Here is a 25781-nt window from a genome sequence, read left to right as displayed (position 1 = left end):
GGTGCGGATCCCCTGTGCCGGTGTACGGGCCCTCCGCGCCCGCCCCGACGCGGATCCCTCAGACGCGTGATGGCCGGGCCCCGGCTCCGTGGGCCGGCCGGCCGCCCCCGGGACGCCGCCGTGCCGGTTCACCCGGCCGGGCAGGCCGACCGGATGCCGCCCGTCTCCCCCGTACGGCTCCCCGCGCCCCTCGGGGGTGCGCCGGTCAGCAGCCCTTTTTCGGGTCGGCCGTCGGTTCGGGGGCGGTCAGGGTCGTCAGGGCCTGGTCGGCGGCGGGCCGCACGGCCAGCCCTTTGAAGCCGTCCCCGATGATCAGATCGAGGTCGGCCCCCTTGCGCGCCGCGTCGGTGCGCACCTGCGCGCCGCCGAGCTGGGTGCCGAGCACCCTCAGCGAGGTGTCCTGGGCGGCGGCGGGGCCGAGGAGTATCCCCGTGCCCTTGACCTTCTTGTCGAACTGCTTGTTCGCGTTGCCCACGGCGCCGATCTTGAAGCCGCGCTTCTTCAGCTCGTCCGCCGTGCTCTTGGCGAGCCCGGTGCGCTTGGTGGCGTTGTAGACGTTCACGGTGATCCGGCCGGGCCGGGGCAGGGCGTCCGCCCGCGCCGCGGGAGCCGCCGCCGTCTTGGTCCGGCAGTGCGTCGCCGCGCCGGTCGCCGCGTACTTGTCGCCGCCGCCGGTGAAGACGTCGATGAGCTGCAGGGTGCCCCAGCCGATCAGGCCGAGCGCGGCGGCGCACGCCAGCACGACGGCCACGAGCCTGCCGCGCCGCCGGGACGGGCGCATCCGAGGATATTTGTCCCCCGTGATCCGGTACTGGCCGCCCATGCCAGGGGGAGTGAGCATGCTCATGGGCGCAGCGTAGTGCGCCCGAGCGGCAATGCCTATCAGATGATCAGTCGGAACCGCTCAGTGGAACCCGAAAGGGGCAACGCCCGTGTCGCGGCGGGTCAGTCGAGTTCGAGCACGCGTGCGTGCAGCACCTGGCGCTGCTGGAGGGCGGCGCGGACCGCGCGGTGCAGGCCGTCCTCCAGGTAGAGGTCGCCCTGCCACTTCACGACGTGCGCGAAGAGGTCGCCGTAGAACGTCGAGTCCTCCGCGAGCAGGGTCTCCAGGTCGAGCTGCTGCTTGGTGGTCACGAGCTGATCGAGGCGGACCGGGCGCGGTGCGACGTCCGCCCACTGCCGGGTGCTTTCCCGGCCGTGGTCGGGGTACGGCCGGCCGTTTCCGATGCGCTTGAAGATCACACGGAAAGCCTACCGGTCAAGACGTTCCGGGCGCAGCCATGGCGGCCGAGTGCGACGCTTGAAAAGATAGGACGAAAGGTGCATAGGGGCTACTACGGGAACAGGGGCCGGAGATGAGTGACAGCGAGAGCGCGCCGCCCGCCGGCTCCGAGGGGTCCGCGGCCCCGCCCGGGCCGGCGCAGCGGATCGCCGCCGGCTACGCCTTCACCGGCGCCGCGCTCGACCTCGGCGCCCTCCTGTGGGACGGCGCGTGCCACGCGGAGGCGCCGGTCCGGATCCCGCTGTCCGTGCTCAGCCGGCACGGCCTGGTCGCGGGCGCCACCGGCACCGGCAAGACCAAGACCCTCCAGCTGATCGCCGAGCAGCTGTCGGCACGGGGCGTGCCGGTGTTCCTCGCGGACGTCAAGGGCGACCTGTCCGGCATCGCGCGGCCGGGCCAGGACGACGACCGGGTGCGCCGGCGGGCCGCCGAGGTCGGCCAGGAGTGGGCCCCGGCCGGCTTCCCCGCCGAGTTCTTCGCGCTCGGCGGCCTCGGCCACGGCATCCCCGTACGGGCCACCGTCACCAGCTTCGGCCCGGTGCTGCTGGCGAAGGTGCTCCAGCTGAACCAGACCCAGGAGCAGTCCCTCGGCCTGGTCTTCCACTACGCCGACACCAAGGGCCTTGAGCTGGTCGACCTCAAGGACCTGCGCGCGGTGGTCGCCTTCCTCACCTCCGACGAGGGCAGGGCCGAGCTGAAGAACATCGGCGGCCTGTCCGGCGCGACGGCCGGGGTGATCCTGCGCGCGCTGACCGCCTTCGAGGCGCAGGGCATGGCGGACTTCTTCGGCGAACCGGAGTTCGACACGGCGGACTTCCTGCGCACGGCACCGGACGGCCGGGGCGTCGTCTCGGTCCTGGAGCTCCCCGCCGTGCAGGACCGCCCGCGGCTCTTCTCCACCTTCCTGATGTGGCTGCTCGCCGACCTCTTCCACGACCTGCCCGAGGTCGGCGACCTCGACAAGCCCAAGCTGGTGTTCTTCTTCGACGAGGCGCACCTGCTGTTCGACGACGCCTCCAAGGCGTTCCTGGACTCGATCACCCAGACCGTCCGGCTGATCCGCTCCAAGGGCGTCGGCGTCTTCTTCGTCACCCAGACCCCGAAGGACGTGCCCGGCGACGTCCTCGCCCAGCTCGGCAACCGCGTCCAGCACGCCCTGCGCGCCTTCACCCCGGACGACGAGAAGGCCCTGAAGGCGACCGTGCGGACCTTCCCGCGATCGGCGTACGACCTGGAGGAGCTGCTCACCGGTCTGGGCACCGGCGAGGCCGTGGTGACCGTGCTCGGCGAGACCGGCGCCCCGACCCCGGTCGCCGCCGTCCGGCTGCGCGCCCCGGAGTCCCGGATGGGCCCGGTGGACGCGGCCGAACTGGACCGCGCGGTCGGCGGCTCCGCACTCCACGGCCGTTATGCACAGGCTGTGGACCGCGAGTCGGCGTACGAGAGGCTGAGCGCCGCCCGGCCGGAGCGAGCGGCCCCCGCCTCCCGGCCCGCGGCGGCCGAGGGCGAGCCGTCACTGGTCGAACAGGTCGTGAGCAGCGGGATGTTCAGATCCCTCGCCCGTTCGGTGGGCACCCAGCTCGGCCGGGAGATCACCCGCTCGCTGTTCGGCACCGCCCGGCGGAGGCGGTAGCCCCGCCTCCGCCGGGGTCCGCTCAGCGGGACCGGTCCCCGGGGGCGGGCCGGGGCTGCGTGGTCCGGTGCTCCGGCTTGGGTGCCGTGTTCCGCCGGGCCTCCGCGCGCAGCAGGGCGCGCAGGACGGCGTAGGGATCCTTGGGCATGGCTGTACCGCTCCTTGCGTCGAAGCCGACTGACCTTCTCGCGGGGCGCGGGTCTGTCAGCAGCGCAGGACCACGGTGCGGAGCAGGGGCCGGGCGGACGGCACCAGCGGTGCGGTGGGGCCCGGGCGGGCCGCCGGACGGGCGGCAACCGGGTCGGGGAGGGGCGCGGGGCGCTCGGGCGCGTCGGTCCGGTGGACGGCACGGGCCGGTGGCCGCAGGGGCGTGTCGAGGACGTCGTGCTCGGCGGTCTCGGCGGCCACCGCGAGGTCCTGGGCCGCCGCCTGGGCCTGTACGTGGGCGCCCGGCACCCACAGGGCGAGGAGCAGCGCGAGGACCCGCAGCCAGGTATGGCTCCGAGACGTGCCGCTGCTCCTGCTCACACCACCTGTCTCCCCTGCGCGGGCGGGGGACGCAGCACGCCGCGCGCGAGATCCGCCCGCTCGGCGTACCCGCGGTGCGCGCGGTTGACGGCGCTCACAGCGCCTGCGGCACACGGTGTGCCCGGCCGCGGATGCGGAAGGCGGTGACGATCTCCACGATCCCCACGGCGACCAGCCAGATCCCGCCGACGAGGGTCAGCACGGCCACCGACTCGAAGGGCGAGTCGATGAGCACGATCCCGGCGATGAACGTGACGATGCCGAGGAAGACGTGCCAGCCCCGGGCGGGCATCCGGGAGTCGGAGACGGCGGCCACGGCCTGGGTGATCCCGCGGATCAGCCAGCCGATGCCGATCCACAGGGCGAGCAGCAGGATCGACTGGTACGCCCCGCGGAAGCAGAGCAGGCCGAGCAGGATCGACAGGGCACCGCTGATGAAGGCCAGCACGCGCAGCGAGGTCGACCGGTGCGTGCCGAACGCGGCCACCAGCTGGAAGACGCCGCTGATCACCAGGTAGAGGCCGAACAGCACGCCGGCGGCGAGCAGGGAGGCGCCCGGCCAGATCAGCACCAGGACGCCGAGCACCAGGGAGCAGACCCCGGTGACCAGCACGACCTGCCAGGCGGCCCGGGACAGGGCGTGCAGGGGGCCCTCGAAGGCCGGTTCCGGCTCGGGGTGGCCGCGGGGCGGCTCCGCGGGGTGCCGGTCACCGGGCGGCGCCGTCTCATGGACGCGCCGATCGTCGTACGCACGGTCCCGCTCGGGGCCGCTGCTCGGTATATCGGTCATGTCCCATGCTTTGACCGGCCCGGGGGAGGGGGCCAGCGGGGTGGGCCGACCGGGTGGGAGTCTGCCCGGCCGCCCGCGCCCCCGCTACTTCTTCGCCGCCTTGGCCGCCTTCGCCGCCGCCTTCATCTCCTGTTTGTGGGCGCGCACCTTGGCCAGTGACTCGGGGCCGGTGATGTCGGCGACGGAGCGGTGGGAACGCGCCTCGCCGTAGGACCCGGCGGCCTCCCGCCACCCGGTGGGGGCGACCCCGAGCTGCTTGCCGAGCAGGGCCAGGAAGATCTGCGCCTTCTGCTTGCCGAAGCCCGGCAGCTCCTCCAGGCGCCGCAGCAGCTCGGCCCCGCTGCCGACGCCCCGCCAGACCGCCTCGGCGTCCCCGTCGTAGTGCTCGACGAGGTACTGGCACAGCTGCTGGATCCGCTTCGCCATCGCGCCCGGGTAGCGGTGCACCGCGGGCTTCTCGGAGAGCAGCGCGGCGAAGGACTCCGGGTCCGCCGCCGCGATGTCGTGCGCGTCCAGGTCCTCCGTGCCGAGCCGGTCCGCGATGGTCCGGGGCCCCTTGAACGCCCACTCCATCGGGACCTGCTGGTCCAGCAGCATCCCGGTCAGCGCGGCGAGCGGGGAACGGCCGAGCAGCGCGTCGGCGGAGGGGTCCTGGGCGAGGTGCAGGGTGACGTCCATGCGTCGATGATCCCGCGCGAGCGGCCCGTACGCTCGGTGCGCGGGTTCAGTCCGCCCGCCAGTAGCCCAGCGCGTGCACCCGCTGCCTCGGCACGCCGAGTTCCTTGCGGACGTAGGCCGAGAGCGTGCGCGTGGTGGCCGTGTCGCAGGCGATCCAGACGTACGGGTGCGGGGTGCCGGACAGGACGTCCGGCAGCTCGGCGCGGACCCGTTCCACCAGGTGGGCGCCCGCGTCCCGGCGGGGCACCGGCCGCATCTCGTGCCGGCCGGGCTCGGTACGGCAGGGCAGCCGGGCCGGCTCCCCCTCGAACCAGACGGTCGCCGGGGCCGAACCCAAGGTGCCGAGGAGCGAGTTGATGGCGGGCAGCGAGGCCGGGTCGCCGATCACGACGACGTGCGAGGGCGCGGGCTCGGGGTCCTGGAAGCCGGTGCCCTGCACGGTGGCCTCGATGGTGTCGCCGGGCCGCGCGGCCCGCGCCCAGTCGGAGGCCACGCCCTCGTGCAGGGCGAACTCCAGGCCGAAGGTGCCGGCGGCCGGGTCCGGGTCGACCAGGGTGTAGGCGCGCTGGTGCGGCCGGCCGTCGGCGGCGAACCACAGCCGTACCCACATCGTGGGGTGGACGCCGCTCGCGGCGAGCAGCCCGCCGTCGCTCAGCCGGAGCCGCCGGTAGTGCGGGGTCACGTCCTCGGCGTCGAGGACGGTCAGCTCGAAGTCCCTGGCGCGCAGCAGTCTGAGCACCGCGCCCTCCCAACCCCGCCCCTGCCCCATGACCCCTCCAGCGTTCGCGTACGATTCCGCCACAGAAACTTAGGCAAGCCTAACCTAAAGCTCAGGGAGAACCCCAGGTGACCACCGAGATCTACCGCGACGCCTGGGGCGTACCGCACCTGCGCGCGGCCGACGTCCGGGAACTCGCGCACGCACAGGGCCGGGTCACCGCCCATGACCGGGCCTGGCAGCTGGAGGTCGAACGCCACCGGCTCCAGGGCACCTCCGCCGCTTTCCTCGGCGCCGACTGCCTCTCCTGGGACGTCTTCGCCCGCCGGGCCCGGCTCGACGACACCGCCCGCCGCTGCTTCGCCGCGCTGGAGCGCCGGGACCCGGAGACGGCCGCCTGGGTACGGGCGTACGTCGACGGCGTCAACGAGGGCCTGGCCGCCGGTGCCGCCCGCTCCCCCGAGTTCGCCCGCACCGGCCTGGCCCCCGGCAGCTGGCAGCCGTGGACGCCCCTCGGGATCTGGCTCGGCACGCACATCCTCTTCGCCGGCTTCCCCGCCAAGCTCTGGCGCGAGCAGGCGATACGGCACCTCGGCCCGGAGGCCGTCGGTCTGTTCGCCGCCGACGGGCCCGGCACGGCGGGCAGCAACGGCTGGCTGCTCACCGGCGAGCGCACCGCCTCCGGGCACGCCCTCATCGCCGGCGACCCGCACCGCTTCATCGAGAACCCCGGCGTCTACCAGCAGATCCGTCTGTCCTGCCCGGAGTTCGACGTCGTCGGCCTCGCCGTGCCCGGCGTCCCCGGCATCGCCCACTTCGGCCACACCGGCACGGTGGCCTGGGCCATCACCAACGCCATGGCCGACTACCAGGACCTCTACCGCGAACGGCTGCGCCGCACCGGCGCCGGCGTCGAGGCGCTCGCCCCGGCCGGCGGCTGGCAGCGCGCCGCCCGGCACACGGAGACGGTGGAGATAGCGGGCGAGCCGTCCCTGGAGATAGAGATCATCGAGACGGACCGGGGCCCGGTGATCGCCGGCGGCCCGGAGGGCCTGGACGGGACGCCCGCACCCGGCGCCCCGAGCCCCGCCGGCACCGAGGGAGCGCGGGGACGGGCCGACGGCACGGCCGAGGCGCTCGCCCTGCGCTACCCGCCCCGGGTCACCGAGGACCTCGGCTTCAGCGCCCTCCTCCCGCTGCTGCGCTCCCGCAGCGTCGCCGACCTCGACAGGGCCCTGGACGCCTGGGCCGAGCCGGTCAACGTCGTCCAGGCCGCCGACACCGCGGGCGGCACCCTGCACCGCGTCGCCGGCAAGGTCCCCGTCCGCGCCGAGGCCAACCGCCTGCGCCCGGTCCCCGCCTGGGAGCCCGGCCACGCATGGCAGGGCACGCACGAGACGCCGTACGCCGAACCCGTCGACGGCATCGCGGTGATGGCCAACGCCCGCGGCCTGGCCGCCCCGCTCGGCGTCGAGTTCGCCCCGCCGCACCGCGCCGCCCGCATCGGCGCGCTGCTCGAAGCCCGCCGCACCTGGACCGCCGACGGCATGCCCGCGATCCACACCGACACCCACCTCGGCTCCGCCGGGGCCCTCCTGGACCGCCTCGCCGCCCTCACCGGCCTCACCCCCGAGGCGGCGGCCCTCCGCGACCGCCTGCTCGCCTGGGACCGCCGGATGGCGGCGGACAGCACGGACGCGGCGGCGTACGCGGCGGTGCGCGGCGCGGTCGTCCGCCGGCTCGCGGCCGACCCGGTCTTCGCCCCGCTCGCCGAGCCCCCGGCCTACCCGGACGTCCTGCTCCCCTGGCTGGCCCTCACCCCCCGGGTCGGCTACGCCCTCGAACACCTCCTGCGCGCCGAGGACGTGTACGGCATCGACCGCGCGGCGGCCGTCCGGGGCGCCCTGGAGGAGGTGGCCGCCGCGCCCCCGGCCGGCCCCTGGGCGGCCACCCACCGACTGGCCCCCTGGCGGGCGCTGCCGGCCGAGCCGCACCCCGGCACGGACGACATCACCGCCCCCGGACTCGCCGGCGACCACGACTGCGTGCTCTGCACCTCGGCCGTCCCCGGCGTCACCGACCGCGCCGCCCGCGGCCCGGCCGCCCGCTACGTCTGGGACCTGGCGGACCGTGACAACAGCGGCTGGGTGGTCCCGTTCGGCGCGGACGGCGTGCCCGGCGCCGCCCACCACCACGACCAGCTCCCGCTGTGGCTGGCGGGGGAACTGGCCCCCGTGGTCACCGACTGGACCCTGCTGACCCCGGAGCGGACGACCGAGCCGCCCACCGGACCCGCCGACCCGGCGACGTCCGCCGCCGAACACACCGAGGGACCCATGACCGACCTGCACGTCCAGCACATCGACGGCTTCGGCACCGTCCGCATCCGCCCCCTCGACCCGGAGGGCGACGCGGACCTGGTCCACTCCTGGGTGAGCGACGAACGCGCCGCGTTCTGGGGCATGACCGGCCTCGGCAGAGACCAGGTCGCCGAGATCTACGCCCACATGGCCACGCTCGACACCCACCACGCCTACCTGGTCAGCAAGGACGACGAGCCGGCCGCCCTCCTCCAGACGTACGAGCCGTCCGCCGACCGGGTCGGCGAGTGCTACGAGGTCCGCCCCGGAGACATCGGCGTCCACCTCCTCCTCGCCCCCGCCGGCGCCGGCGGACCGCGTCCCGGCTGGACCTCCGCCCTGCTGTCGGCGATGGCGGAGTACACGATGCTGGTGCTCGGCCGCGACCGGATCGTCGTCGACCCGGACGTGCGCAACCGCAAGGCGCTGGCCCGCTTCGAGCGCCAGGGCTTCCGTCCCGGCCCCGCCGTCGTCCTCCCCGAGATCGACCTCCCCGATGTGTACCTGCCGGAGAAGCAGGCCCAACTCGCCTTCCTGGACCGCGCGGCGGCCTTCCCCGGCTGAGCACGCGCCGGGGCCCGCGGCCGGCCCGGTGAGCACACGGGCCGTTCCCCGCGTACCTATAGGGAGGCCCCGCCGCGGAGCGGGGGCGCGGGCGTGGCGGGGACGGAGGCCGAGGGTGCGGCGCGACGGAGAGCGGGGACGGGCGCGACGTCCACACCGGCGGGTACGGCGCCCAGGGCCCGTACCCGCCGTACGCCACCGGCCGACGCGGCGCCCCGGAGCCCTGCTCCTCCTGCTCCCCGCCCTCCTGGCCGGGCTCCTCCTCGGCACCGCGGCCCCCGCCTCGGCCCACGCCGTGCTGCGCGCCACGGACCCCGCCGACGGCACGGTCCTGCGCACCGCCCCCCGCCAGGTCACCCTCGCCTTCACCGAGTCGGTCGGCCTGCTGACCGACTCCTTCCGGGTCTACGACCCCCGCAACCACCGCGTCCGCACCGGCCCGGCCGGCCACGCCCCCGGCCGCTCCGACACGGCCCGCGTCACCCTGCCCGCCCGGCTCGCCACCGGCACGTACACGGTCGCCTGGCGGGTGGTGTCGGCCGACAGCCACCCGGTGTCCGGCGCCCTCACCTTCTCCGTGGGCAAGCGCACGGCGACGGCCGTCGCCCCGCCCCCGGAGCGCGCGGAGAACCCGGCCACCACCGCCCTCCACACCATCGCCCGCTACCTCGCCTACCTCTCCGCGGCGCTGCTCCTGGGCGCCGCCGCCTTCGTGGCGTACTGCCGTCCGCCGAGCAGTGCCCACCTGCGCACCCCCGTCCTGGCCGCCGTCGCCGTGCTGCTCGGCTCCACGGCCGCCCTGTACCTCCTGCGGACGCCGTACGAGGAGGGCACCTCCCCGGCGGCGGCCCTCGGCAGCGCCGCCCTCACCCACCCGGCGACCACCCGCCCCGGACTGCTGCTCCTGGCCCGCCTCGCCCTGCTCCTCCTCGCGGCGGCCGGTGCCGCCCTGCTGCGCACCCGCCGCGTCCGGCTCCCGCGCCGCGCGACCCTCGCGGCGGCCGGGGCCTTCGCGGTCGCCCTCTGCCTGACCTGGTCGGCGTCCGACCACGCCTCGGCGGGCATCCAGGTCCCGGCGGCGATCGTCTCGTCCACCCTGCACCTGCTGGCCATGGCGGCCTGGCTGGGCGGCCTCGCCGCCCTCCTGTGGACGCTGCGCCGCACCCCGGCACCGGCGGGGCTGCCGGCCGCGGTCCCGGCCCGCTTCTCCCGGCTGGCGTCCGCCTCGGTGACGGTCCTGGTCGTGACCGGCGTCTACCAGTCCTGGCGGGGCCTCGGCTCCTGGCAGGCACTGACGGACACCACCTACGGCCGCACCCTCCTGGCCAAGCTGGCGGCGGTCGCCGCGCTCCTCCTCGCCGCGGCCTGCTCGCGCACCTGGACCGCCCGCCTGGCCCGGGCCGCCGCCCCCGCGCCCGCCCGGGTCCCCGAACCGGCCGGCGGCCCCCCGCCGCCTGCGGACCCCCCGCCCTGCCCGCCCCCCGTGACCCCCCTGCACCTCCTGCGCCGCTCGGTCCTGGCCGAGGCGCTCGCCTCGGTCGTGGTCCTGGCCCTGACCACCCTCCTGACCAGCACCGTGCCCGGCCGCGCCGCGACGGAGCGGACGCCGGCCGACGCGCCCTCCGCCGCGACGGGCATCCCCACGGCCTCCGTCACCACGATCCCCTTCGACGTCGGCACCCCCGGCGGCCACGGCAAGGTCCAGATCACCCTGGACGCCGGCCGGGTCGGCGCCAACTCCGTCCAGGCGGTGGTCTACGGCCCCGACGGCGGCCTCTCCGCGGTCCCCGAGCTGCGCATCACCCTCACGCTGCCCGCCCGGCGCCTCGGCCCCCTGGACACCAAGGTGACGGACCGCGGCGGCTACTGGGCCGCCGACGCCTTCACCCTTCCCCTCCCGGGCACCTGGACGCTGAAGGCGACGGTCCGCGTATCGGACGTGGACCAGGTGACGGTGTCGGCACCGGTACGGGTGACGCGCTAGCGCGGTCCTGGACACCTGTACGGTGAACTGAGGCGGCCGTATGGCTCATTCATTCGAGTCGAACCCCTCGAACGAGGTATCTCGCGTCAACCCTGCTTGACGTGATCAAGAACCTCAGGTGGGCCGCCCTCGCGGCCGTACTCCTCGTCCTCGCACTGGCGGCACCCGCCCCCGCCCAGGCGCAGAAGCACACCACGCCGGTGCGCGCCGCGCTCACGCGCACCGTGCCCATCGTGGCGGCGGTCAACGTCCTCCCGGTCGCCGCCGAGGTGCGGGAGGGCTATCAGCGCACGAGCTTCAGGCACTGGAACGCGGGCGCGGACCCGTCCGACGGCTGCAACACCCGTGCCGAGGTGCTGCTCTCCGAGGCGGTCGACCCGCCCGAGGTCCTGCCGGGCTGCAAGCTGTCCGGCGGGCGCTGGTGGTCGTACTACGACTCGAAGTGGATCACCTCGGCCGGCGCCCTGGACGTCGACCACATGGTGCCGCTGGCCGAGGCCTGGGACTCCGGGGCCTCCCAGTGGACGGCGGCGCGGCGCGAGGCCTACGCCAACGACCTCGGGGCCTCGACCTCCCTCGTCGCCGTGTCGGCCGCCTCGAACCGCAGCAAGGCCGACCAGGACCCGGCCCAGTGGCTGCCGCCGACCGTCGAGGTCACCTGCCGTTACGCCGCGGAGTGGATCGGCACGAAGCTCCGCTGGGGCCTCACCGCCGACGCCGCCGAACTCGAAGCGCTCGACGCGATCGCCGAGGGCTGCCCCGGCACGACCGTGAGCTACCAGACCGCGTAACTCCGCGCCCTCCGAGAAGCCCGGAGCCGGACAACGCCGAAGGGCCCCACTGCGAGCAGCGGGGCCCTTCGACAACCAGAACTGCAACCACGGGAGCGGGGCGGCGTGACTGTGTCCAGCTTCTGCTTGCGGCTCCTGGTCAGCGGTAATCGCCTCCTTACTCCCCGTTCTGCGACCAGGCCGCGGTGAGCGCGGTGACCGGGTCACTGTCGGCTGGCGCTGCGGGCCACCATTCGCCGCCGTCGTCCTGCAAGTAGGGGTACCAGCGAGCGTCGGGGCCCAAGCGCAGTTGGATGCCGTGGTGGGTGAGGGTGAGGCGGTTGCGCCAGGCTCTGAGTGCGGGGGAGTCGGTCATCTCGGCGAGGGCCGCCTCCAAGGCGGCGCGGGTGGCCCTCATCACCGTCTGGTCGGGCGTGTGGGGCTGTTCGGCGACGGTGAGGCCCGTGGGGCCGCCGTGGCGCCAGGCGCGGGTGAGACGTGCGAAGGCTGTGGGGTTGGCGCCGGTGTTCTGGATCAGGTGGTGGAACCACTCGGGTCCAGGGTCGCTCGCGGAGATGCGGACGGCGTCCTGGTGCTGGGTCAGGTGCAGGTCGGTGGTGTCTCCCGCGAGGAGGCGGGCGGCGCGCGCGGCGGCGTCGGCCATGAGGCGTTCCAGGTCCGCGGTGGCCAGGCCGCTGCCGGGTGGCGGGGCGACGGGCAGTGCCGGGGTGTGGGCGGCGGGTTCCGGGAGTTCGGGCAGTTCGGGGGGATCTTCGGCCCAGTGGGTGTACGCGGCGGCGGCCGGGATGCCGGCCGACGCAGGTGGGGCGGCGGTTTCCTGTGCTGCCGTACGGAGTGCGCGCAGTCGGGTGAAGATCTCCTCGCGACCCCGGCCGCGCAGTGTGAAGAGCACGAACGGGTCGGTGTCGATGGTGGCGGCGATGGCGTAGCAGAGCGCGGCGGCGTGCTTGCAGGGGTATCCCCAGTCGGGGCACGAGCACTCCGGATCGAGTTCAGTGGGCAGTGGGAGCAGCGGGACGCCCGCATGCCGGGCGTCGTCGACGAGTTCGGCGGGCATCTCGTCGTCGAGAAGTGCCGCGAGATTTCCGGCGCGGGACGCGATCGTGTCGAGCAGGGTGTCCCACTGGGCGTCGGTGAGGACGGGTAGGTGGACCGAGGAGCGGTACGGGCGCGGGCGGCTTCCCTGGACAGCTGCTTTGACCTGGCCCCCAGCGATGGTGACCGGCCCGACCATGCCCTGGCGGGCGTAGGTGCGTCCGCGCGAGAGCCGTCCGGCGTCCAGGGTCGAGTCCTCCAGGGCGGCCACCCATGCCTGCCCCCACCAGGTCGCGGCGAAGGCTCGCTTGCCGCCGGTGGGCGCACGGCGCGGGCCGGGGACAGCGGGTCTCATGACTGCCTTCCCAGGGAGACGAGTTCGGCGAGTTCGGCGTCGGACAGTTCAGTGAGGGCTGCCTCGCCGGAGCCGATGACGGCGTCGGCGAGGGCGCGCTTGGCTTCGAGCAGCTTCGCCACCTTCTCCTCCACGGTTCCCTCCGCGAGGAGCTTGTGTACTTGGACGGGTTTGTCCTGGCCGATGCGGTAGGCGCGGTCGGTGGCCTGGTCCTCGACGGCCGGGTTCCACCAGCGGTCGTAGTGCACGACGTGAGTGGCTCGGGTGAGGTTGAGTCCGGTGCCCGCTGCCTTCAACGACAGCAGGAACACCGGCACTTCACCGCGCTGGAAGCGGTCCACCATCGCCTCGCGCCGCGCGACGGGGGTGCCACCGTGCAGGAAGAGAGTGGGGATGCCGCGCTCGGCGAGATGCTTCTCCAGCAGCGCCGCCATCTGTTTGTACTGGGTGAAGACCAGCACGGATTCGCCTTCGGCGGTGATGGTGTCGAGAAGTTCGTCGAGCAGGTCGAGCTTGCCGGAGCGGCCCCGGAAAGGAGTGGACTGGCGCAGGCTGTGCTCTCTCAAATACTGGGCGGGGTGGTTGCAGATCTGCTTCAGCGCGGTGAGCAGCTTGAGTACCAGACCGCGCCGGGCGATGCCCTCCGACTCTGCGATCTTCGCCATGGTCTCGCGGACCTGTGCTTCGTACAGGCTGGTCTGCTCGGCCGTCAGCGGGACGACGTGGTCGGTCTCGGTTTTGGGCGGCAGTTCGGGCGCGATGCCGGGGTCGGACTTCTTGCGGCGCAACAGGAAGGGACGTACGAGACGGGACAGGCGCTCGGCTGCCTCGGGATCCTCGCCCGTCTCGATGGCGCGGGCATGCCGGTCACGGAAGGCGGTGAGAGTGCTGAGGAGTCCGGGGGTGGTCCAGTCGAGCAGCGCCCACAGCTCGGAGAGGTTGTTCTCCACGGGGGTGCCGGTCAGAGCGACGCGGGCGCGGGCGGGCAGGGCGCGCAGTTCGCGGGCGGTGACGGCGTAGGGGTTCTTGACGTGCTGGGCCTCGTCGGCGGCCACCAGCGACCAGGCCGTCTCGGCGAGCACTTCGCGGTCGCGGCGCAACACCCCGTAGGTGACCAGGACGATCTCGTCGCCGGCCAGGTCCCCCAGGTGGCGATCGCCGCCGTGGTAGCGGCGTACGGGGGTGAGCGGTGCGAATCTGGCGGCCTCCCGCTGCCAGTTGCCGAGCAGGGAGGCCGGGCAGACGACAAGGGTGGGGCCCGCGGTGCTGAGGTCGCTCTGGCGGTGCAGGTGCAGAGCGAGCAAGGTGATGGTCTTGCCCAGGCCCATGTCGTCGGCGAGACAGCCGCCGAGGCCGAGTGCGCACATCTCGGCCAGCCAGGCCAGGCCCCGCTTCTGGTACTCGCGCAACGTGGCCTTGAGGGCGGCGGGCTGAGGCACGGGGGCGCGGGACTCGGGGTCGCGGATACCAGCGACCAGGTCGCCGAGCGCACCGACCGCCGCACAGGGGACCCGGTCACCGCCCCTCCCCCAGCCTCCGTCCGGGGGGACCCCCCTCTCGCTTCGCTCGGCCTCGCCGGTCAGCGCGGCGCTCAACGCCTCCATGGGGGTGAGCGGCTCCATCCGGCGGTGCTTGGCGCGGGCCACCAGCTTCGGGTCGGCGACCACCCACTGGTCGCGAAGCCTGACGAGAGGACGGCGTGATTCTGCGAGGGCATCCATCTCGGCTTCGGTGAGCGGCTCGCCGCCGAGGGAGACCTGCCAGCGGAATTCGAGGAGGGCGTCGGTGTCCAGCAGACCGCCCGCGGTGGAACCGGGGGCGGTGCGCTGTCCGATCTCCGCGGTCGCGGTGAGTGTCTTGACCAGTTCGCGCGGCCAGTGCACGTCGACACCGGCCGCGCGCAGTGCGTCCGTGGCCGCCCCGAGGAGTTCGAAGGCTTCGTCGTCGGTCAACCGGAGCTGATCGGGAGCGGCATCGTCGAGCAGCCTGCGCAGCGGGGGCCAGGCGCGGGCGCCGCGACGCAGGGCGAGCAGGGTCTCGATCTCGGCGCGCGGGCCGAGCAGCCGCTCCACTTCGGCCGGCTCGCTCCACAGCCGCGCGGCCTCGATGACGAGCGCCGGGTCCGCCGCGGTGTGCAGTTGCAGGACGGCCCGGAACTGCCGGCGGCGTCCTTCGGGTACGTCGACGCGCAGGGAGACACTGACGTCGGCGGTGAGCGCCGCCTGGGTTTCCTCGGCCCACTCACGCAAGGCGGGCACGGCACGGGACTCGCGCCAGACGTACGGCAGCGCTCCCATGGCAAGCGGCGCGGCCGGCGTACGGACCAGATCATCGGCGACCGCGTCGCAGAACTGGCGTACCAGCGCGCCCGGTTCGGTGATCCGTACGGGCGCAGGGCCTGGCTCGGGCAGGCAGTGGGCGTGCGGCGGGAAGGCGGCGGCCAGGGCGTCCAGAGTCTGGCGCTGGGCGGCTGTGAAGGGACCGACCTGCCAGGTGTCGTAACCGGCGGGGGTGAGGGCCGGGTGGAGGCGGCCGTCGGCGAGCAGCCGCAGCGCGAAGCGAGTGGCGGCCTGCCAGGCGGCGCCGGAGGGATGCGTCGGCTCCGCATCGACCAGGGCGGAGACAGCGACGGCGACGGGCAGCGCGCATCCCTCGACCCTGCGCCGCCTGACCGAGCGGCCGTGCGGCAGGACCAGCTCCACAGCCTCGGTCTCCAGGCCGGTGGGCGCTGTACTGTCTCCGGCTGCTGCTCCGGTCGGCTTCCATAGCAGGAGGCGACCGAGGCGGGCGGGCTCACCGGGCAGGAACACCGCCGCCCAGCCGGCGCCGAGCAGTTCCCTCACGAAGGCGGATGTTTCCTGCCGGGCCAGAGGCGGTGTGCTTCTCGGGCCCCTACTCGGCTCTCGTGTGACGACTTGTGCCACTCTCTTCCGCCCTGTCGCGTGCCGACCCCATCCCAGGCTCGCTCACTACCGAACCCCACCAGGCAACGTCACACGCTGGCAACCGCGGGCCTTTGCTTGACTGCCGGCGACGGCGCCATGGTGGATACGCGGCTGCTGAACGCACTGGTCCTCAACCGTAAGGTGCAGCGCTACGGTGAGGCCATGAGCACCTGAAACCCAGCCGCGCTGGAGGCGTTGATCGAAGAGGCCACCGTCGACGCCTACGGCCAGGACGAGCAGCTCACCGGCTTCTTCACGATGATCGAGGAAAGCCCTGCCGTGCTGTTCACCACGACTGTTCTCGGCGTGGAGGTGAGCGCGGTCGGTGTCGATCTGACCGAGGACGGGCGCGTGGCGCGCATACCGCAGTATGCTTACCGGTATGGCCGACACCACACGCATCACGGTGACGCTCCCCACCGATCAGGTGGCGGAGCTCAAGAAGATCACGGACAACATCTCCGGCTACGTGGCCGAAGCGGTCGCCAGGCAGATCCGGCACCAGCTTCTGGGGGCCGACCTACGCAGCCACACAGACGAGCACGGGGCCTTCAGTGAGGAAGAGCTTGCCGAGGCGCGGGCGCGGATCTTCGGTACGACGCAGGCCGCCGGCGGCGCGAGCGCCGCGTGAGCGGGCACATTGAGACCGTCGTCCTGGACAGCGAGGGGCTGGCGGCCTGGGTGGCGCAGGACCGGAAGGTTCTGGCGATGTTCCAGGTGTTCCACGCCATGGGAGCGGACCTTGTCGTCAGTGCCAACACCATCGTGGAGGTGAGTCACGCCAGGGTGAACCTGCCCCGACTGCAATGGGCGCTCTCCCGGGTCAAGGTGGAGCCGGTCACGGAGGCAGCGGCCAAGGCGGCGGCACAACTACTCAAGAATGCCGGTCTGCACGGACGCAAGTATGCGATCGACGCCACCGTCGCCGAAGTGGCCATTCGTCAGCCTGGCCCGGTCGCCATCCTCACGTCGGATGTCGATGACATGACTCGGCTGTGCGGCAGCAAGGCCCGGATGATCGGGCTCTGACTGCTGCCGTGACTCCGTCACGGAGCCTGCGTCGGTCACCCCATGGATGCGAGCGTGCACCCTTCCCGCTTGACGGTTATGCCCCAAATGTCGCCTATAAATGCAACCGAAACTGCCACCAAGGCATGCCGAAGAGCCGTACCGTAATGAGCGGTCCGGCTCTTGGTCTCGCCTGAACGGCCGCGAATGGCGCTGAATGAGACGGGAACTGAGACGGATGGGCACGCAGAGCTGAGCCGTCCGACCTGCCAGAGTGCTGGTCTGACAGCTTCGTCCATACGAGGATGCTGCCATGCGTGGTACTGACGAAGATGACGAGCGGCTCAAGTTGATCCGCCGCTACGTCACGCCCGACCGGCGGTACCTCAAACTAGGGGGCGGCCTTCTCGGTATGGGTGGGCGCGACCGTGCCAAGTCCATACGGAAGCTGGGCCAGGCCGCCGATGAGATCAGTCCTCGTGAACTGGGCTTGCTGCTCGACGGAGGATGGCGCGAGCGCAAAACGGCAGCCTGGCTCGTCGCGGTCGCCGGCCGATCCGAGTTCCGGGAACGTCTGGGCGAGCTCCTGCTCGCCAGTGGATCGAAGGGCCGCCCAGGAAGGACCGCGATGCCCCCGACAGCTACCGAGAGTTCATCGGCCAGCTCTGCTCTTACGTTGATGAAAGTGCCGAGCACTGCCCGACGGGCAGGCACGGTGTGATATTTCGCCGTAGATAGCCACCACACCACGCCGTCTTCATGGCCAGGGGGAGCATGATGGAGCAGCTTCACAAGCTCGTCGCCCGCTATGGCGATTGCGAACAGAAGCCCGTGCGCTTCCGTCCAGGAACGTGGCGCTCACGGCTGGAGCCGCACCACGCGGCGCACGTACTCGACGTGGGCGTTGGATGTGCAAACGGACCGAGCGGTGACCGCCTCATCGGCAGGGGTGACCTGACACATCTTCGAGACCGTGCTGGCGACGATCCCGACAGCCTGCGTGACCTGTTCGTAGCCGTCATGATCTGGGGTTCGGGCACCACAAATGGACGCGGGCCTCGGTATACCGAAGTGGCCCTGTCTGACGTCCGCATGCCCACGGTCCTCCGGAGCACGCGCGAAGCCGTCCGAGATGGCGACCTGAGCGGGGCATACCGGCAGTTCGTCCTCAACGGGGTGGGGCGGCCCTTCTTCACCAAGTGGTTCGCGGCTGTGGACGACCGCGACGCCACGTGTGACCGGGCCTTGATCCTCGACGACCGGGTCTTTCGCTCGCTGAACGCCCTCGGGTGGTCCAGTTGGAAGGCGGCCGGCACTCGCCATTGGCCCACCCGATACACCACCTACGTCAACTCCATGCACCGGTGGGCCTCGTCCCTGGGAGTCGCCGCGGACTGGCTTGAGTGGCTTCTCTTCCATGTGAATGGTCACGTAGACGAGCCCTGAGCTTGGGAAGCTGAGGTGATCTAGGGCTCGCTGCGGGGCTGACCTGCTGCGGCAGGACGTCGCCAACCGGTGGCACATCCGTTGATTCCCCAGTGTTCCCCGTGGTTCCCCGCACGATCTGGCACGCGTGTGGCACGACCGTTCCTTGTGGGCGGGCACCCCTGGGCACCAGGCGCTTAGAAGATGCGGGCACGCCGTGGTGAGCTGGTGCGATCGACCTATGCCAGCACCGCGCCGGGCCGCCGAGCGCCGCTGCCGTCCGCCGTCGTTGCCGTCAGCACTGCCGTCAGCTGGGCGGTCTAACCATGACACTCGACTACTCGTAGATGCTCGCCGCTCGCAGCGCTCGGGCGAAGAGCATCCAGTCGCCGTTCGACGGCATCTGGCGGCCGGCGTTGCTGTACCAGCCGTCCGCGTCGTCGATCCATGCCGCGAGGGCCTCCAGGAACGCGGTGAGGGCCGCATTCGACCACGAGGCGCCCTCTTCGACGTAGCTGCGGTACAGAGAACGGACGAAGGCAGCCAGGTCCTCTCTGCGCGCCTGGGCCCACATGCTCGGCTTCCGCGGCCACTTCTCCACAAAATCCCGCCGCTACTCCACCACCCTCGGCGCCCTCCGCGACGCCCGCGCCGCATGACGCCGAGCACAAGCGGCGACAGCAACCGCCAACTGTCAGCCGGACACGACATACGTCCTCGCCCACTGGGTCTTCGCCGGCACCGGCCTCAGCGCCGCCGAGACCTGGCTTGCCGCATCCCTCGAACCCGCCCCCGGAACGGAAGGAGAACCAACCCGTGGCTGAGCCCCGACTCGCCACCGTGCCCGAGACCTCCGACCAGTCCTTGGTCCTCCTGACGTGACGGTGGAGGAAGCTGCCCGCCGACTCCGTATCGGCCGCACGACGTGCTTTCGGCTCGTGCTCGCGGGAGAGATCGAGTCCGTCACGGTCGGGCGGCTCCGCCGGGTCCCTGCCGACGCCGTACCCGCCTACGCGGCCAAGCTCCGCCACCGACCCGCCCACGCGGCCTGAGGGGGACGCCATGGCAGAGCAGAAGCGCACCCGCCAGCCCAACGGGGCCTCGACCATCTACCTCGGCAAGGACGGCAAATGGCACGGTCGGGTGACGGTCGGCGTCCGTGACGACGGCAAGCCCGACCGACGCTGCATCGAGCGCAAGACCAAGGCTGAGGTGACCAGGGCGGTCCGCGAGATGGAGCGGGCCCGTGACGACAAGAAGCTCAGGAAGCCGGGGCAGAGCTGGACGCTCCAGGCTTGGCTTGAGCACTGGGTCGAGAACATCGCCAAGCCGTACGTCTCGGAAAACACGTACGACGGGTACGAGGTAGACGTACGCGTTCACCTCGTCCCCGGCCTGGGCGCTCACAAGCTCGACCGCCTGGAGCCGGAGCACCTGGAGCGCTTCTACCGGAAGATGCAGGCCTCCGGGAACTCCGCCGGCACCGCCCACCACGCCCACCGGACGATCCGGGTCGCCCTCGGCGAAGCCGTCCGGCGCGGGCACGTCGCCACGAACGCGGCCGAGATCGCCAAGGCTCCCCGCCTGGAAGAGGAGGACCTCGAGCCATACACGATCGAGGAGGTACAGAGCCTCCTCGTCGAGGCGGCCAAGCTCCGCAACCGTGCGCGGTGGGCCGTAGCGCTTGCGCTCGGCCTTCGCCAGGGAGGCGCTCGGCCTGCACTGGGAAGACGTCGACCTCGACGCGGGGTACGCCCGCATCCGCAAGAACCGACTCCGGCCGAAGTACGCCCACGGCTGCGGCGGCGAACCCTGCGGCCGGAAGGCGGGCTACTGCCCCAAGCGGGAGCAGACGCGCCGCGAGCACAAGTCCACCAAGTCCCGCGCAGGCCGGGAGCTCCCGAAAACGAACTGAGACGGAAACTGAGACGGACAACGTCGAAGGGCCCCACTGCAAGCAGCGGGGCCCTTCGACATCGTGCCCGGTGAGGCACTGGCGGAGGATACGAGATTCGAACTCGTGAGGGGTTGCCCCCAACACGCTTTCCAACTGTTCGTGTGGCTGTCCGGCAAGGTTCGTCGACGTTCTGACCTGCGAGTGGGTGGGGCCAGGGCGAGGCGTCGAACGGTCCTGAACGGGGGTGAATGCAACCCCAACTGCAACCCTCACCACGCCTTGACCTAGGGCATTCACAGCTCTGGCAGGGGCATCTGAGGCGCTCTTGGCCTCGTCGAGGGTGGCGGAGCGGATGCCTTCAGCAACAGCCTGGGTGGATGTGTGATCTGAGATGCGAACGTCACGCCGTCTTAGGCGCCGCGTGGGCTTGGAGGGCAAGCCCACGCTCATTACTAGGGCGCACCTACCTTGTAGGTTCCTGCGAAGCTCGATGGCGCTTCTGGCTTCGGCGAGCGCTGCGGCCATAGTGGCGCGCGGCGGCGGGGGTAACGACTGCCGCCACGGCTGCCCCGGTGCTGATCGGGGCAGCAAGACCTGGTGCACTCCAGACGATCGTTCCCACGCCGGTGACCAGCAACGGGACGGAGAGGAACAGCCACGTGCTTTGAGACCACTGGGTGATGCGGCCGCGTGGGCGTAGATTCATACGAGCACCTTCTTCATGTAGCGCATGGACCTGGGTGCGAGAGCGGCCGCTCGGGGCTACGGGTGGCCGCTCTGCCTTTGCTTGTCGCCACTTTGCGTGATGCGCGCGGCTCTTAAGGGGCACTCCGAGATACCCTTTGGCCCGTATGAGGCCCAGGTGCCTTCCGCGGACGGGACAGAGTCCGCAGGTCATCGGGGTATGGCAGTGTGTTTCGCGGGTCAACAGAGCGCGGGCCAAAGGGTCATTTCATGGTTGAAACCCTTTGGCCCGCATGAGGTGCGGTTGTTCTCGTCTTTCGAGGTGAAATCGCAGGTCGCAGCCGGGGGATGCCAGCGGAAGCTGCGGGCCAAAGGGTCAGGAGAGTGAATGTCAAGGAACGCTGAGCGGCGAGTAGCGCGGATCCGCTCGCTCGATGCGAGTGCTCCGATGCTGCGGACCGCTACGCGCAGCCTGCAAAGACTTCACGCGGAGGGAGGTATTGAGCCTTCACTCATCCGAATCAGAGCTGATCTCTTCTATTCTCCCGATGGGCGCCAACTGCCGATTTCAAGGATTTCAGCGCCCAAGGGAGTGAATCTCCAACTGTACTTGCTTATACTATTTGAGGCTCAATGTCGCAAGCGAAGTGGAAGTGCCGGCCCCAGTCGCCTTCCTGTCTACGGGAAGGGGCCAGAAGACCTTGCTTGGTCTGAGATCGTGGTCTCCGAAGCGAAGGAGAATCTTGGTGCGCAAAACCCGATTACTGGACGAGGTAATCGAGTGCGTCAGATCAAGTCGGCTTTCTCTCGCCTTCACTCGGAAAACCTTGTTCTGTACAGGTCTGCGAAAAAATCTGAGACTATCGTTGTGCCATTGCATGAATCCGGGGATCCTGGCATGTTTGAATATGCGATCCCGGATCCGGGCTTGGGGTGGTCATCTAGTCAAATCATTCTGCCGCACGAGTTCTTCACGCGCGGCTGGCTCTATGTCCTGACTCCATCTGAGATTCGAATGTACTTTGCCTTGCTTCATGCAGAGCGTCGATTTACTCGGCAAGCCCGCGAGGGGGGAGTCTTCTTGGCGCCCGCAGTGAGGGAGTCGCGATACGGAATCTCGCGCGACGTGTACGAGTCGCATCTGATGCTGAGCAGGCTTGGCTTGGTTTGGAAGCTTCCGGATCGATCCCGTCATTCTGACGGGAAAATGGTGAGATATAAAGAATTGACTGCGCTGGGGATTAGCGCTGCCCCCCACCGGTTTCGTGTGTCGCTCGGCAACCTGAGAAGGTTCGATCCTTTGGTCCATGTTAGAGGGGTGCTTCAGAATTGGCGGGAGCCGTTGTTGTAGCGATGCGAGAGCTGGGGATAGAGTTCTCATCGACAGCCTGCTCGGCATCGAGAATTTGGCCTGGGAGCGACACGGCAGTTTGTCAGGTCTGTCGTAATCCTGGGAATCTTGCCTGGGCTGCAATGATGACCTTGGCTTGGCGTTCTACACCTCTCAGCCTTGGTCTATTGCGTTTGAGGCGTTGATCCACCCCCGTTGTGGAGCTTGTTACTGCTCGTAGGTCCAGGCACGACCGGTCTGGCGGTACTGGTCGACGGGGATGGGTTCGGTTCCGGTCCGCATCCGCGCGGTGTAGAGCAGGCCGTCCAGGTGGTCGACTTCGTGGTGGACCAGGCGGGCGAGGCCACGCTGGTAGGTGGTGGTCACTGTGAGACCGTCCAGCGTGGTGGTCTCCACGGTGATCCGCAGCGGCCGGGGGACCAGGCCGCGGACGTCGAAGAACGACAAGCAGCCCTCAAACTGCTCATCCGTCTTGTCCGAGCGCTCGGTGATGCGGGGGTTGAGCAGGACGATCGCCGGGGCGGCAGGGTCGGCGGACCGGACGACGGCAGCGGCTCGGGCGATGCCGAGCTGCGGTGCGGCGATGCCCATGCCCTTGGCGAAGGGGTGGACCTGCCCGATGCGCTCCATCGCGGTGAACAGCTTCTCGATGACCTGCTCGGCGGCCTCCCGTTCGGTCGGCAGGTCGAAGGGGCGGCCGGGCCCGGCGAGGACGGGGGCGCCGTACTGCACGACTCCGAGATCACGCATCTGCTCGCTGGGCCGCACCTCGATCACCTGAACTCCCCTTGGCTCGTGTCACGTTCGGGACGGGTCCGAAATCTCCATTCCAGACGGTACCGGGCGTGGAGGGCGGGTGTGGACGTGCTCCAGGAGAAGACGCGTACCCCGTCCTCGTCGCGCCGGACCGGGGCGGTCCGCAGTGGTGCCGCCTCGGCGGTCATGGAGGTCTCGGTACCCCACACCGTGGGATCGAATTCGGCGGGGAAGGCGAGTTCGACCTCCAGGTGCTCGGTGGGCAGGCGGACGGCGCGCTGGAACCAGCGGCCCCACTTCTCGTCGCCGACCGAGTAGGCGTATTCGATCCACACCGACTCGCCCGGGTAGAGCGGGTAGCGGCCCTGGTCGTTCTCGAAGAGCAGCCAGACTTCCTTGAAGGCGTCGCGGTCGTGTTTGGCCTGCCAGCGCATGTCCTCCCCGCGGCACGTGGCCGTCAGGGCGAGTTCGTCCCAGGTCAGCGGGTGCTCGCGGTAGTGGGCGTTGGAGCGTTCGGGCTCGCCGGGGTAGCGGTCGACGCTGATGCGGATCAGGTAGCGGGTGATCGGTTCGCTGCCGGTGTTCCGCAGCAGTCGGCGCATCGTTAGCCGGTACTGGCGTCCGTCGTAGTCCAGGCGTGCGGCGTCGTGTTCGACGACGATGGCCGAGCCCGTCGCGTACGGCTGCTCGGCCCGGCGGGGCGGGGGTGGTGCTGCCGAGGGTGCCGTGCGGGCCTTTGCCGACTCGTAGTCGAGCCAGCGTTTCCACAGGGCCTTGCCCGCGTTCAGGATGTCCTCCGCGCGGCGGGCGAAGTCCTCGGTCGGCTTGTGCCGGCCGGATTCGACGTGGCTGACGTAGGAAGGGTCGAAGCCCATCCTGCGGGCCAGCTCCCGCTTGGACAGCCCCCGCACTTCACGCCAGTAGGCGACCTCCGCCGCGAACGCCTCGGCGGCATGTTCAACCGTCGAAGCGTCGTCCCGCGCGTCCATCAAAGCCCCCGCCCTGGCCGCCGGATGAGATGAATGAACCGTGAGTGACCTCGAGTCATCATTCTGTCACGCTCCCACTTACCGGTTCCCTTCCTTCACCAGCCCGAGTCGAGTCCCGGGCTTCCGTGAAGGAGGGCCACAGCGATGCGCGTGCTGTACCTGCTCAACGTTTCCAACGCCAGTCGGCTGAACGCCGACTCCGGCTTCACCTTCGCCGACCTGCTCGCCCCGGCCATGACCGACGCCGGGGTTGAGGTGACCGTGGCCTCCCCGGTCCCGGCCGGCGATGCCCGCGTGCACTTCGCGCCCAGCTTCTCACCGTCCACCAAGTACCGAGCCCGCTTCGACCCTGGCATGGACGCCCTGGTCGCCCTGATGCGCGAGCGGCGGCCCGAGGTGGTGGTGGCCAACCAGGTAGAGGCCGCCCCCGCGGTGCGGGCCGCGCTGCTGGAGGCCGGGGTGGATGCGCGGATTGCCGGGTACTGCCACTACTTGCCGTTCTCCTTCACCGGCAACGGCAAGCTGGAGCTGGACCCGGCGATGAACGACGGCGGCCTCGGCCGCAGCGTGCTGCTGGCCTTCGCCGCTGGTCTCGCGGCCTGCGACCGCGTGCTGGTCCACTCCTCCACCGCTGCCTCGTGGGTCACCGCAGCCGCCGCCCGCACCAGCGTTGAACTCGGCGAGAAACTGCACGTCGTCCCTGCCCCCAGGGACGGGCTTCTGGTGCGTGACCCGACTGACGTCACCCCGCCCGGGGGTCGGGCCACCGGCATCTACAACCACCGCCTGTACGCGCACTACGGCACCGCCCGCTTCACCCAGCTCGCCCGTCGCCTCGTCACCGAGGCCCCGGTACGGCTCACGGTGATGGACCTGTTCGGCACCCGCAGTCCCGAGCGCATCCGCCTCGACCCCAGCCCCGAGCGGCACCTGGAGGAACTCGCTGCCGTGGACGGCGTCGCGGTCGCCTCCGACCAGGACGACCGCGTGCGCTACCGCAATCTGCTGGCCGGCGCCCATTTCGGCATCGCCCCCTTCCGCCCCGGCTGCCCCTGGTCGATGTCGGTGATCGACTGCCAGGCGATGGGCCTGCCCGTGATCGGGCCGCGCACCGGCTGGCTGGCCGAACACATCGACTCCGAGCTGCTCTTCGACACCGACGACCAAGCCGTCCAGATTGCCGAGCGCCTCGCAACCGACCCGGAGTTCTACCTGGTGCACGCCAAGCGCGCCCACGCCTCCACCGCCGACCTCACGCCCGCGAAGGTTGCCGCCCCCTACCTGGAGGCGATCGCATGACCGGCTTCGACGTGGTCCAGCTCTCCTACGACGAGCCGCTCGCCGACGTCCTGCACACCCGTCTCACCCGCGTGCTGGGCAGCACCACCAAGCGCCTGCACGGAGTGCGCGGAATGCGCCGCGCCTACCGGCTCACCGCCGAACTGGTCGACACCGAGCAGTTCTTCCTCGCCGACGGAGATTTCGCCATCGACCCGGAATTCCCCGCCACCACGGTGGAGCCGCTGGCCGAAGGCGTGTCGATGCGAGTCTGGCGGGCCATCAACCCGGTCAACGGCCTCACCTACGGCTACGGCGGACTCAAACTGATCCGGGCCACCGCCCTGCGCGAGATGGGCCAAGCCGTCGACGTGCTGGCCGCGCTGCCCGGCCGGGTCGAGTTCAGCCGACGGACAGCCGGAATCACGCTGTTCAACCAGACCCCGTTCCACTCCTGGAAGGCGGGCTTCCGCGAGTGCGCGATGCTCGCTCGCGGTAGCGAGTACGGCATGACCGACGCCTCCGCCCAAGAACGCATCACCGCCTGGATGGCCAGCAGGCACGGCGACTTCGCCACCTACGCGGCGGTCGGCGCCCACGACGGGCTCACCTTCGCCCGCGCCTCGGCACGCGATCCCCAGCGCTTCGAGACACTCAACGACCCGTCCTGGTTGTACCAGCACTTCACCGCGCTGCACGGAGAACAGGCGGTCGCCGGGTGAGCGCGGGC

General features: G+C 71.2%; 22 protein-coding genes and 3 pseudogenes. 13 read left to right on the top strand and 12 right to left on the bottom strand.

What is annotated here, in order from left to right; genetic code table 11:
- Positions 1-205: 205 nt before the first annotated feature.
- A complete protein-coding gene (locus tag ACF073_RS26110; protein WP_392073804.1) occupies positions 206-847 on the bottom strand; it encodes a LytR C-terminal domain-containing protein in 642 nt (213 codons plus the stop codon).
- A 98-nt stretch (positions 848-945) separates the two neighbouring features.
- Positions 946-1242: a type II toxin-antitoxin system VapB family antitoxin gene (locus ACF073_RS26105; RefSeq protein ID WP_004943146.1), complete on the bottom strand. Its 297-nt coding sequence runs from the start codon at positions 1240-1242 to the stop codon at positions 946-948.
- A gap of 113 nt (positions 1243-1355) precedes the next feature.
- On the opposite strand from ACF073_RS26105, the gene ACF073_RS26100 reads away from it, so the two are divergent.
- A complete protein-coding gene (locus ACF073_RS26100) occupies positions 1356-2915 on the top strand; it encodes a helicase HerA-like domain-containing protein (RefSeq protein WP_392073802.1) in 1560 nt (519 codons plus the stop codon).
- 22 nt (positions 2916-2937) lie between these two features.
- Here ACF073_RS26100 and ACF073_RS26095 read toward each other — a convergent pair whose 3' ends face one another.
- The 5 genes from ACF073_RS26095 to ACF073_RS26075 form a co-directional block, all read right to left on the bottom strand.
- Positions 2938-3063 (bottom strand): hypothetical protein, encoded by a 126-nt coding sequence (locus ACF073_RS26095; protein WP_392073801.1) that lies wholly within the window; start codon positions 3061-3063, stop codon positions 2938-2940.
- 56 nt (positions 3064-3119) lie between these two features.
- A complete protein-coding gene (locus tag ACF073_RS26090) occupies positions 3120-3443 on the bottom strand; it encodes a hypothetical protein (protein WP_392073800.1) in 324 nt (107 codons plus the stop codon).
- Between the two features lie 94 nt (positions 3444-3537).
- Entirely contained in the window at positions 3538-4233 is a 696-nt protein-coding gene (locus ACF073_RS26085) for an HdeD family acid-resistance protein (protein WP_392073799.1), read from the bottom strand.
- An 84-nt stretch (positions 4234-4317) separates the two neighbouring features.
- On the bottom strand, positions 4318-4911 hold the full coding sequence (locus tag ACF073_RS26080) for an HhH-GPD-type base excision DNA repair protein (protein ID WP_392073798.1): 594 nt from the start codon (positions 4909-4911) through the stop codon (positions 4318-4320).
- 46 nt (positions 4912-4957) lie between these two features.
- Positions 4958-5680 carry a siderophore-interacting protein gene (locus tag ACF073_RS26075; RefSeq protein WP_392073797.1) on the bottom strand — a complete coding sequence of 241 codons (723 nt, stop codon included), beginning with the start codon at positions 5678-5680 and terminating at the stop codon, positions 4958-4960.
- Positions 5681-5757: 77 nt separating this feature from the next.
- Between ACF073_RS26075 and ACF073_RS26070 the strand changes: the two genes are divergently transcribed.
- The 3 genes from ACF073_RS26070 (at position 5758) to ACF073_RS26060 (ending at position 11328) form a co-directional block, all read left to right on the top strand.
- Positions 5758-8553 (top strand): GNAT family N-acetyltransferase, encoded by a 2796-nt coding sequence (locus ACF073_RS26070; protein ID WP_392073796.1) that lies wholly within the window; start codon positions 5758-5760, stop codon positions 8551-8553.
- Positions 8554-8668: 115 nt separating this feature from the next.
- Complete coding sequence (locus ACF073_RS26065) at positions 8669-10537, top strand: copper resistance CopC/CopD family protein (protein ID WP_392073795.1); 1869 nt, start codon at positions 8669-8671, stop codon at positions 10535-10537.
- A 101-nt stretch (positions 10538-10638) separates the two neighbouring features.
- Positions 10639-11328, top strand: coding sequence for an HNH endonuclease family protein (locus ACF073_RS26060; protein ID WP_392073794.1), 690 nt, complete (start codon positions 10639-10641; stop codon positions 11326-11328).
- A 157-nt stretch (positions 11329-11485) separates the two neighbouring features.
- Here ACF073_RS26060 and ACF073_RS26055 read toward each other — a convergent pair whose 3' ends face one another.
- Positions 11486-12718, bottom strand: a complete 1233-nt coding sequence (locus ACF073_RS26055) for an SWIM zinc finger family protein (protein WP_392073793.1) — start codon at positions 12716-12718, stop codon at positions 11486-11488.
- Positions 12715-15561, bottom strand: a complete 2847-nt coding sequence (locus tag ACF073_RS26050) for a DEAD/DEAH box helicase (RefSeq protein WP_392073792.1) — start codon at positions 15559-15561, stop codon at positions 12715-12717. Before ACF073_RS26050 ends, ACF073_RS26055 begins: the two co-directional genes overlap by 4 nt.
- Before the next feature lie 484 nt (positions 15562-16045).
- Between ACF073_RS26050 and ACF073_RS26045 the strand changes: the two genes are divergently transcribed.
- The 4 genes and pseudogenes from ACF073_RS26045 (at position 16046) to ACF073_RS26030 (ending at position 18117) form a co-directional block, all read left to right on the top strand.
- Entirely contained in the window at positions 16046-16294 is a 249-nt protein-coding gene (locus tag ACF073_RS26045; protein ID WP_392073791.1) for a hypothetical protein, read from the top strand.
- Positions 16291-16692, top strand: coding sequence for a PIN domain-containing protein (locus ACF073_RS26040; RefSeq protein WP_392073790.1), 402 nt, complete (start codon positions 16291-16293; stop codon positions 16690-16692). The genes ACF073_RS26045 and ACF073_RS26040 overlap by 4 nt, the downstream gene beginning before the upstream one ends.
- Before the next feature lie 292 nt (positions 16693-16984).
- Positions 16985-17269, top strand: a pseudogene (locus tag ACF073_RS26035) (DUF6000 family protein); the annotation flags it as partial.
- Between the two features lie 176 nt (positions 17270-17445).
- Positions 17446-18117 (top strand): hypothetical protein, encoded by a 672-nt coding sequence (locus ACF073_RS26030; RefSeq protein ID WP_392073789.1) that lies wholly within the window; start codon positions 17446-17448, stop codon positions 18115-18117.
- Positions 18118-18433: 316 nt separating this feature from the next.
- Here ACF073_RS26030 and ACF073_RS26025 read toward each other — a convergent pair whose 3' ends face one another.
- The gene (locus ACF073_RS26025; protein ID WP_392073788.1) at positions 18434-18670 is read right to left on the bottom strand and encodes a hypothetical protein; all 237 of its coding nucleotides are present in this window, start codon (positions 18668-18670) and stop codon (positions 18434-18436) included.
- Here ACF073_RS26025 and ACF073_RS26020 point away from each other — a divergent pair.
- The 3 genes and pseudogenes from ACF073_RS26020 to ACF073_RS26010 all read left to right on the top strand — a co-directional run.
- Positions 18651-18920, top strand: a pseudogene (locus ACF073_RS26020) (replication initiator); the annotation flags it as partial. The gene ACF073_RS26025 and the pseudogene ACF073_RS26020 sit on opposite strands and share 20 nt — an antisense overlap.
- A gap of 54 nt (positions 18921-18974) precedes the next feature.
- Positions 18975-19148, top strand: a complete 174-nt coding sequence (locus tag ACF073_RS26015; RefSeq protein ID WP_392073787.1) for an excisionase family DNA-binding protein — start codon at positions 18975-18977, stop codon at positions 19146-19148.
- A gap of 10 nt (positions 19149-19158) precedes the next feature.
- Positions 19159-19990, top strand: a pseudogene (locus tag ACF073_RS26010) (tyrosine-type recombinase/integrase); the annotation flags it as partial.
- A gap of 2245 nt (positions 19991-22235) precedes the next feature.
- Here the strand turns inward: ACF073_RS26010 and ACF073_RS26005 are convergent.
- A complete protein-coding gene (locus tag ACF073_RS26005; RefSeq protein WP_392073786.1) occupies positions 22236-22805 on the bottom strand; it encodes a peptide deformylase in 570 nt (189 codons plus the stop codon).
- Entirely contained in the window at positions 22802-23773 is a 972-nt protein-coding gene (locus tag ACF073_RS26000) for a multiprotein-bridging factor 1 family protein (protein ID WP_392073785.1), read from the bottom strand. Before ACF073_RS26000 ends, ACF073_RS26005 begins: the two co-directional genes overlap by 4 nt.
- 144 nt (positions 23774-23917) lie before the next feature.
- On the opposite strand from ACF073_RS26000, the gene ACF073_RS25995 reads away from it, so the two are divergent.
- Both ACF073_RS25995 and ACF073_RS25990 read left to right on the top strand, forming a co-directional pair.
- A complete protein-coding gene (locus ACF073_RS25995) occupies positions 23918-25072 on the top strand; it encodes a glycosyltransferase family 1 protein (RefSeq protein WP_392073784.1) in 1155 nt (384 codons plus the stop codon).
- Positions 25069-25773: a hypothetical protein gene (locus ACF073_RS25990; RefSeq protein WP_392073783.1), complete on the top strand. Its 705-nt coding sequence runs from the start codon at positions 25069-25071 to the stop codon at positions 25771-25773. The genes ACF073_RS25995 and ACF073_RS25990 overlap by 4 nt, the downstream gene beginning before the upstream one ends.
- The last annotated feature ends 8 nt before the right edge of the window (positions 25774-25781 follow it).

Origin of the sequence: Streptomyces sp. NPDC015171 (genome assembly GCF_043079545.1) — a bacterium.
In the GTDB taxonomy this organism is placed as follows: domain Bacteria; phylum Actinomycetota; class Actinomycetes; order Streptomycetales; family Streptomycetaceae; genus Streptomyces.
The sequence above is the reverse complement of the archived record's forward strand: the minus strand, read 5'-3'. Positions and strand labels throughout refer to the sequence as shown.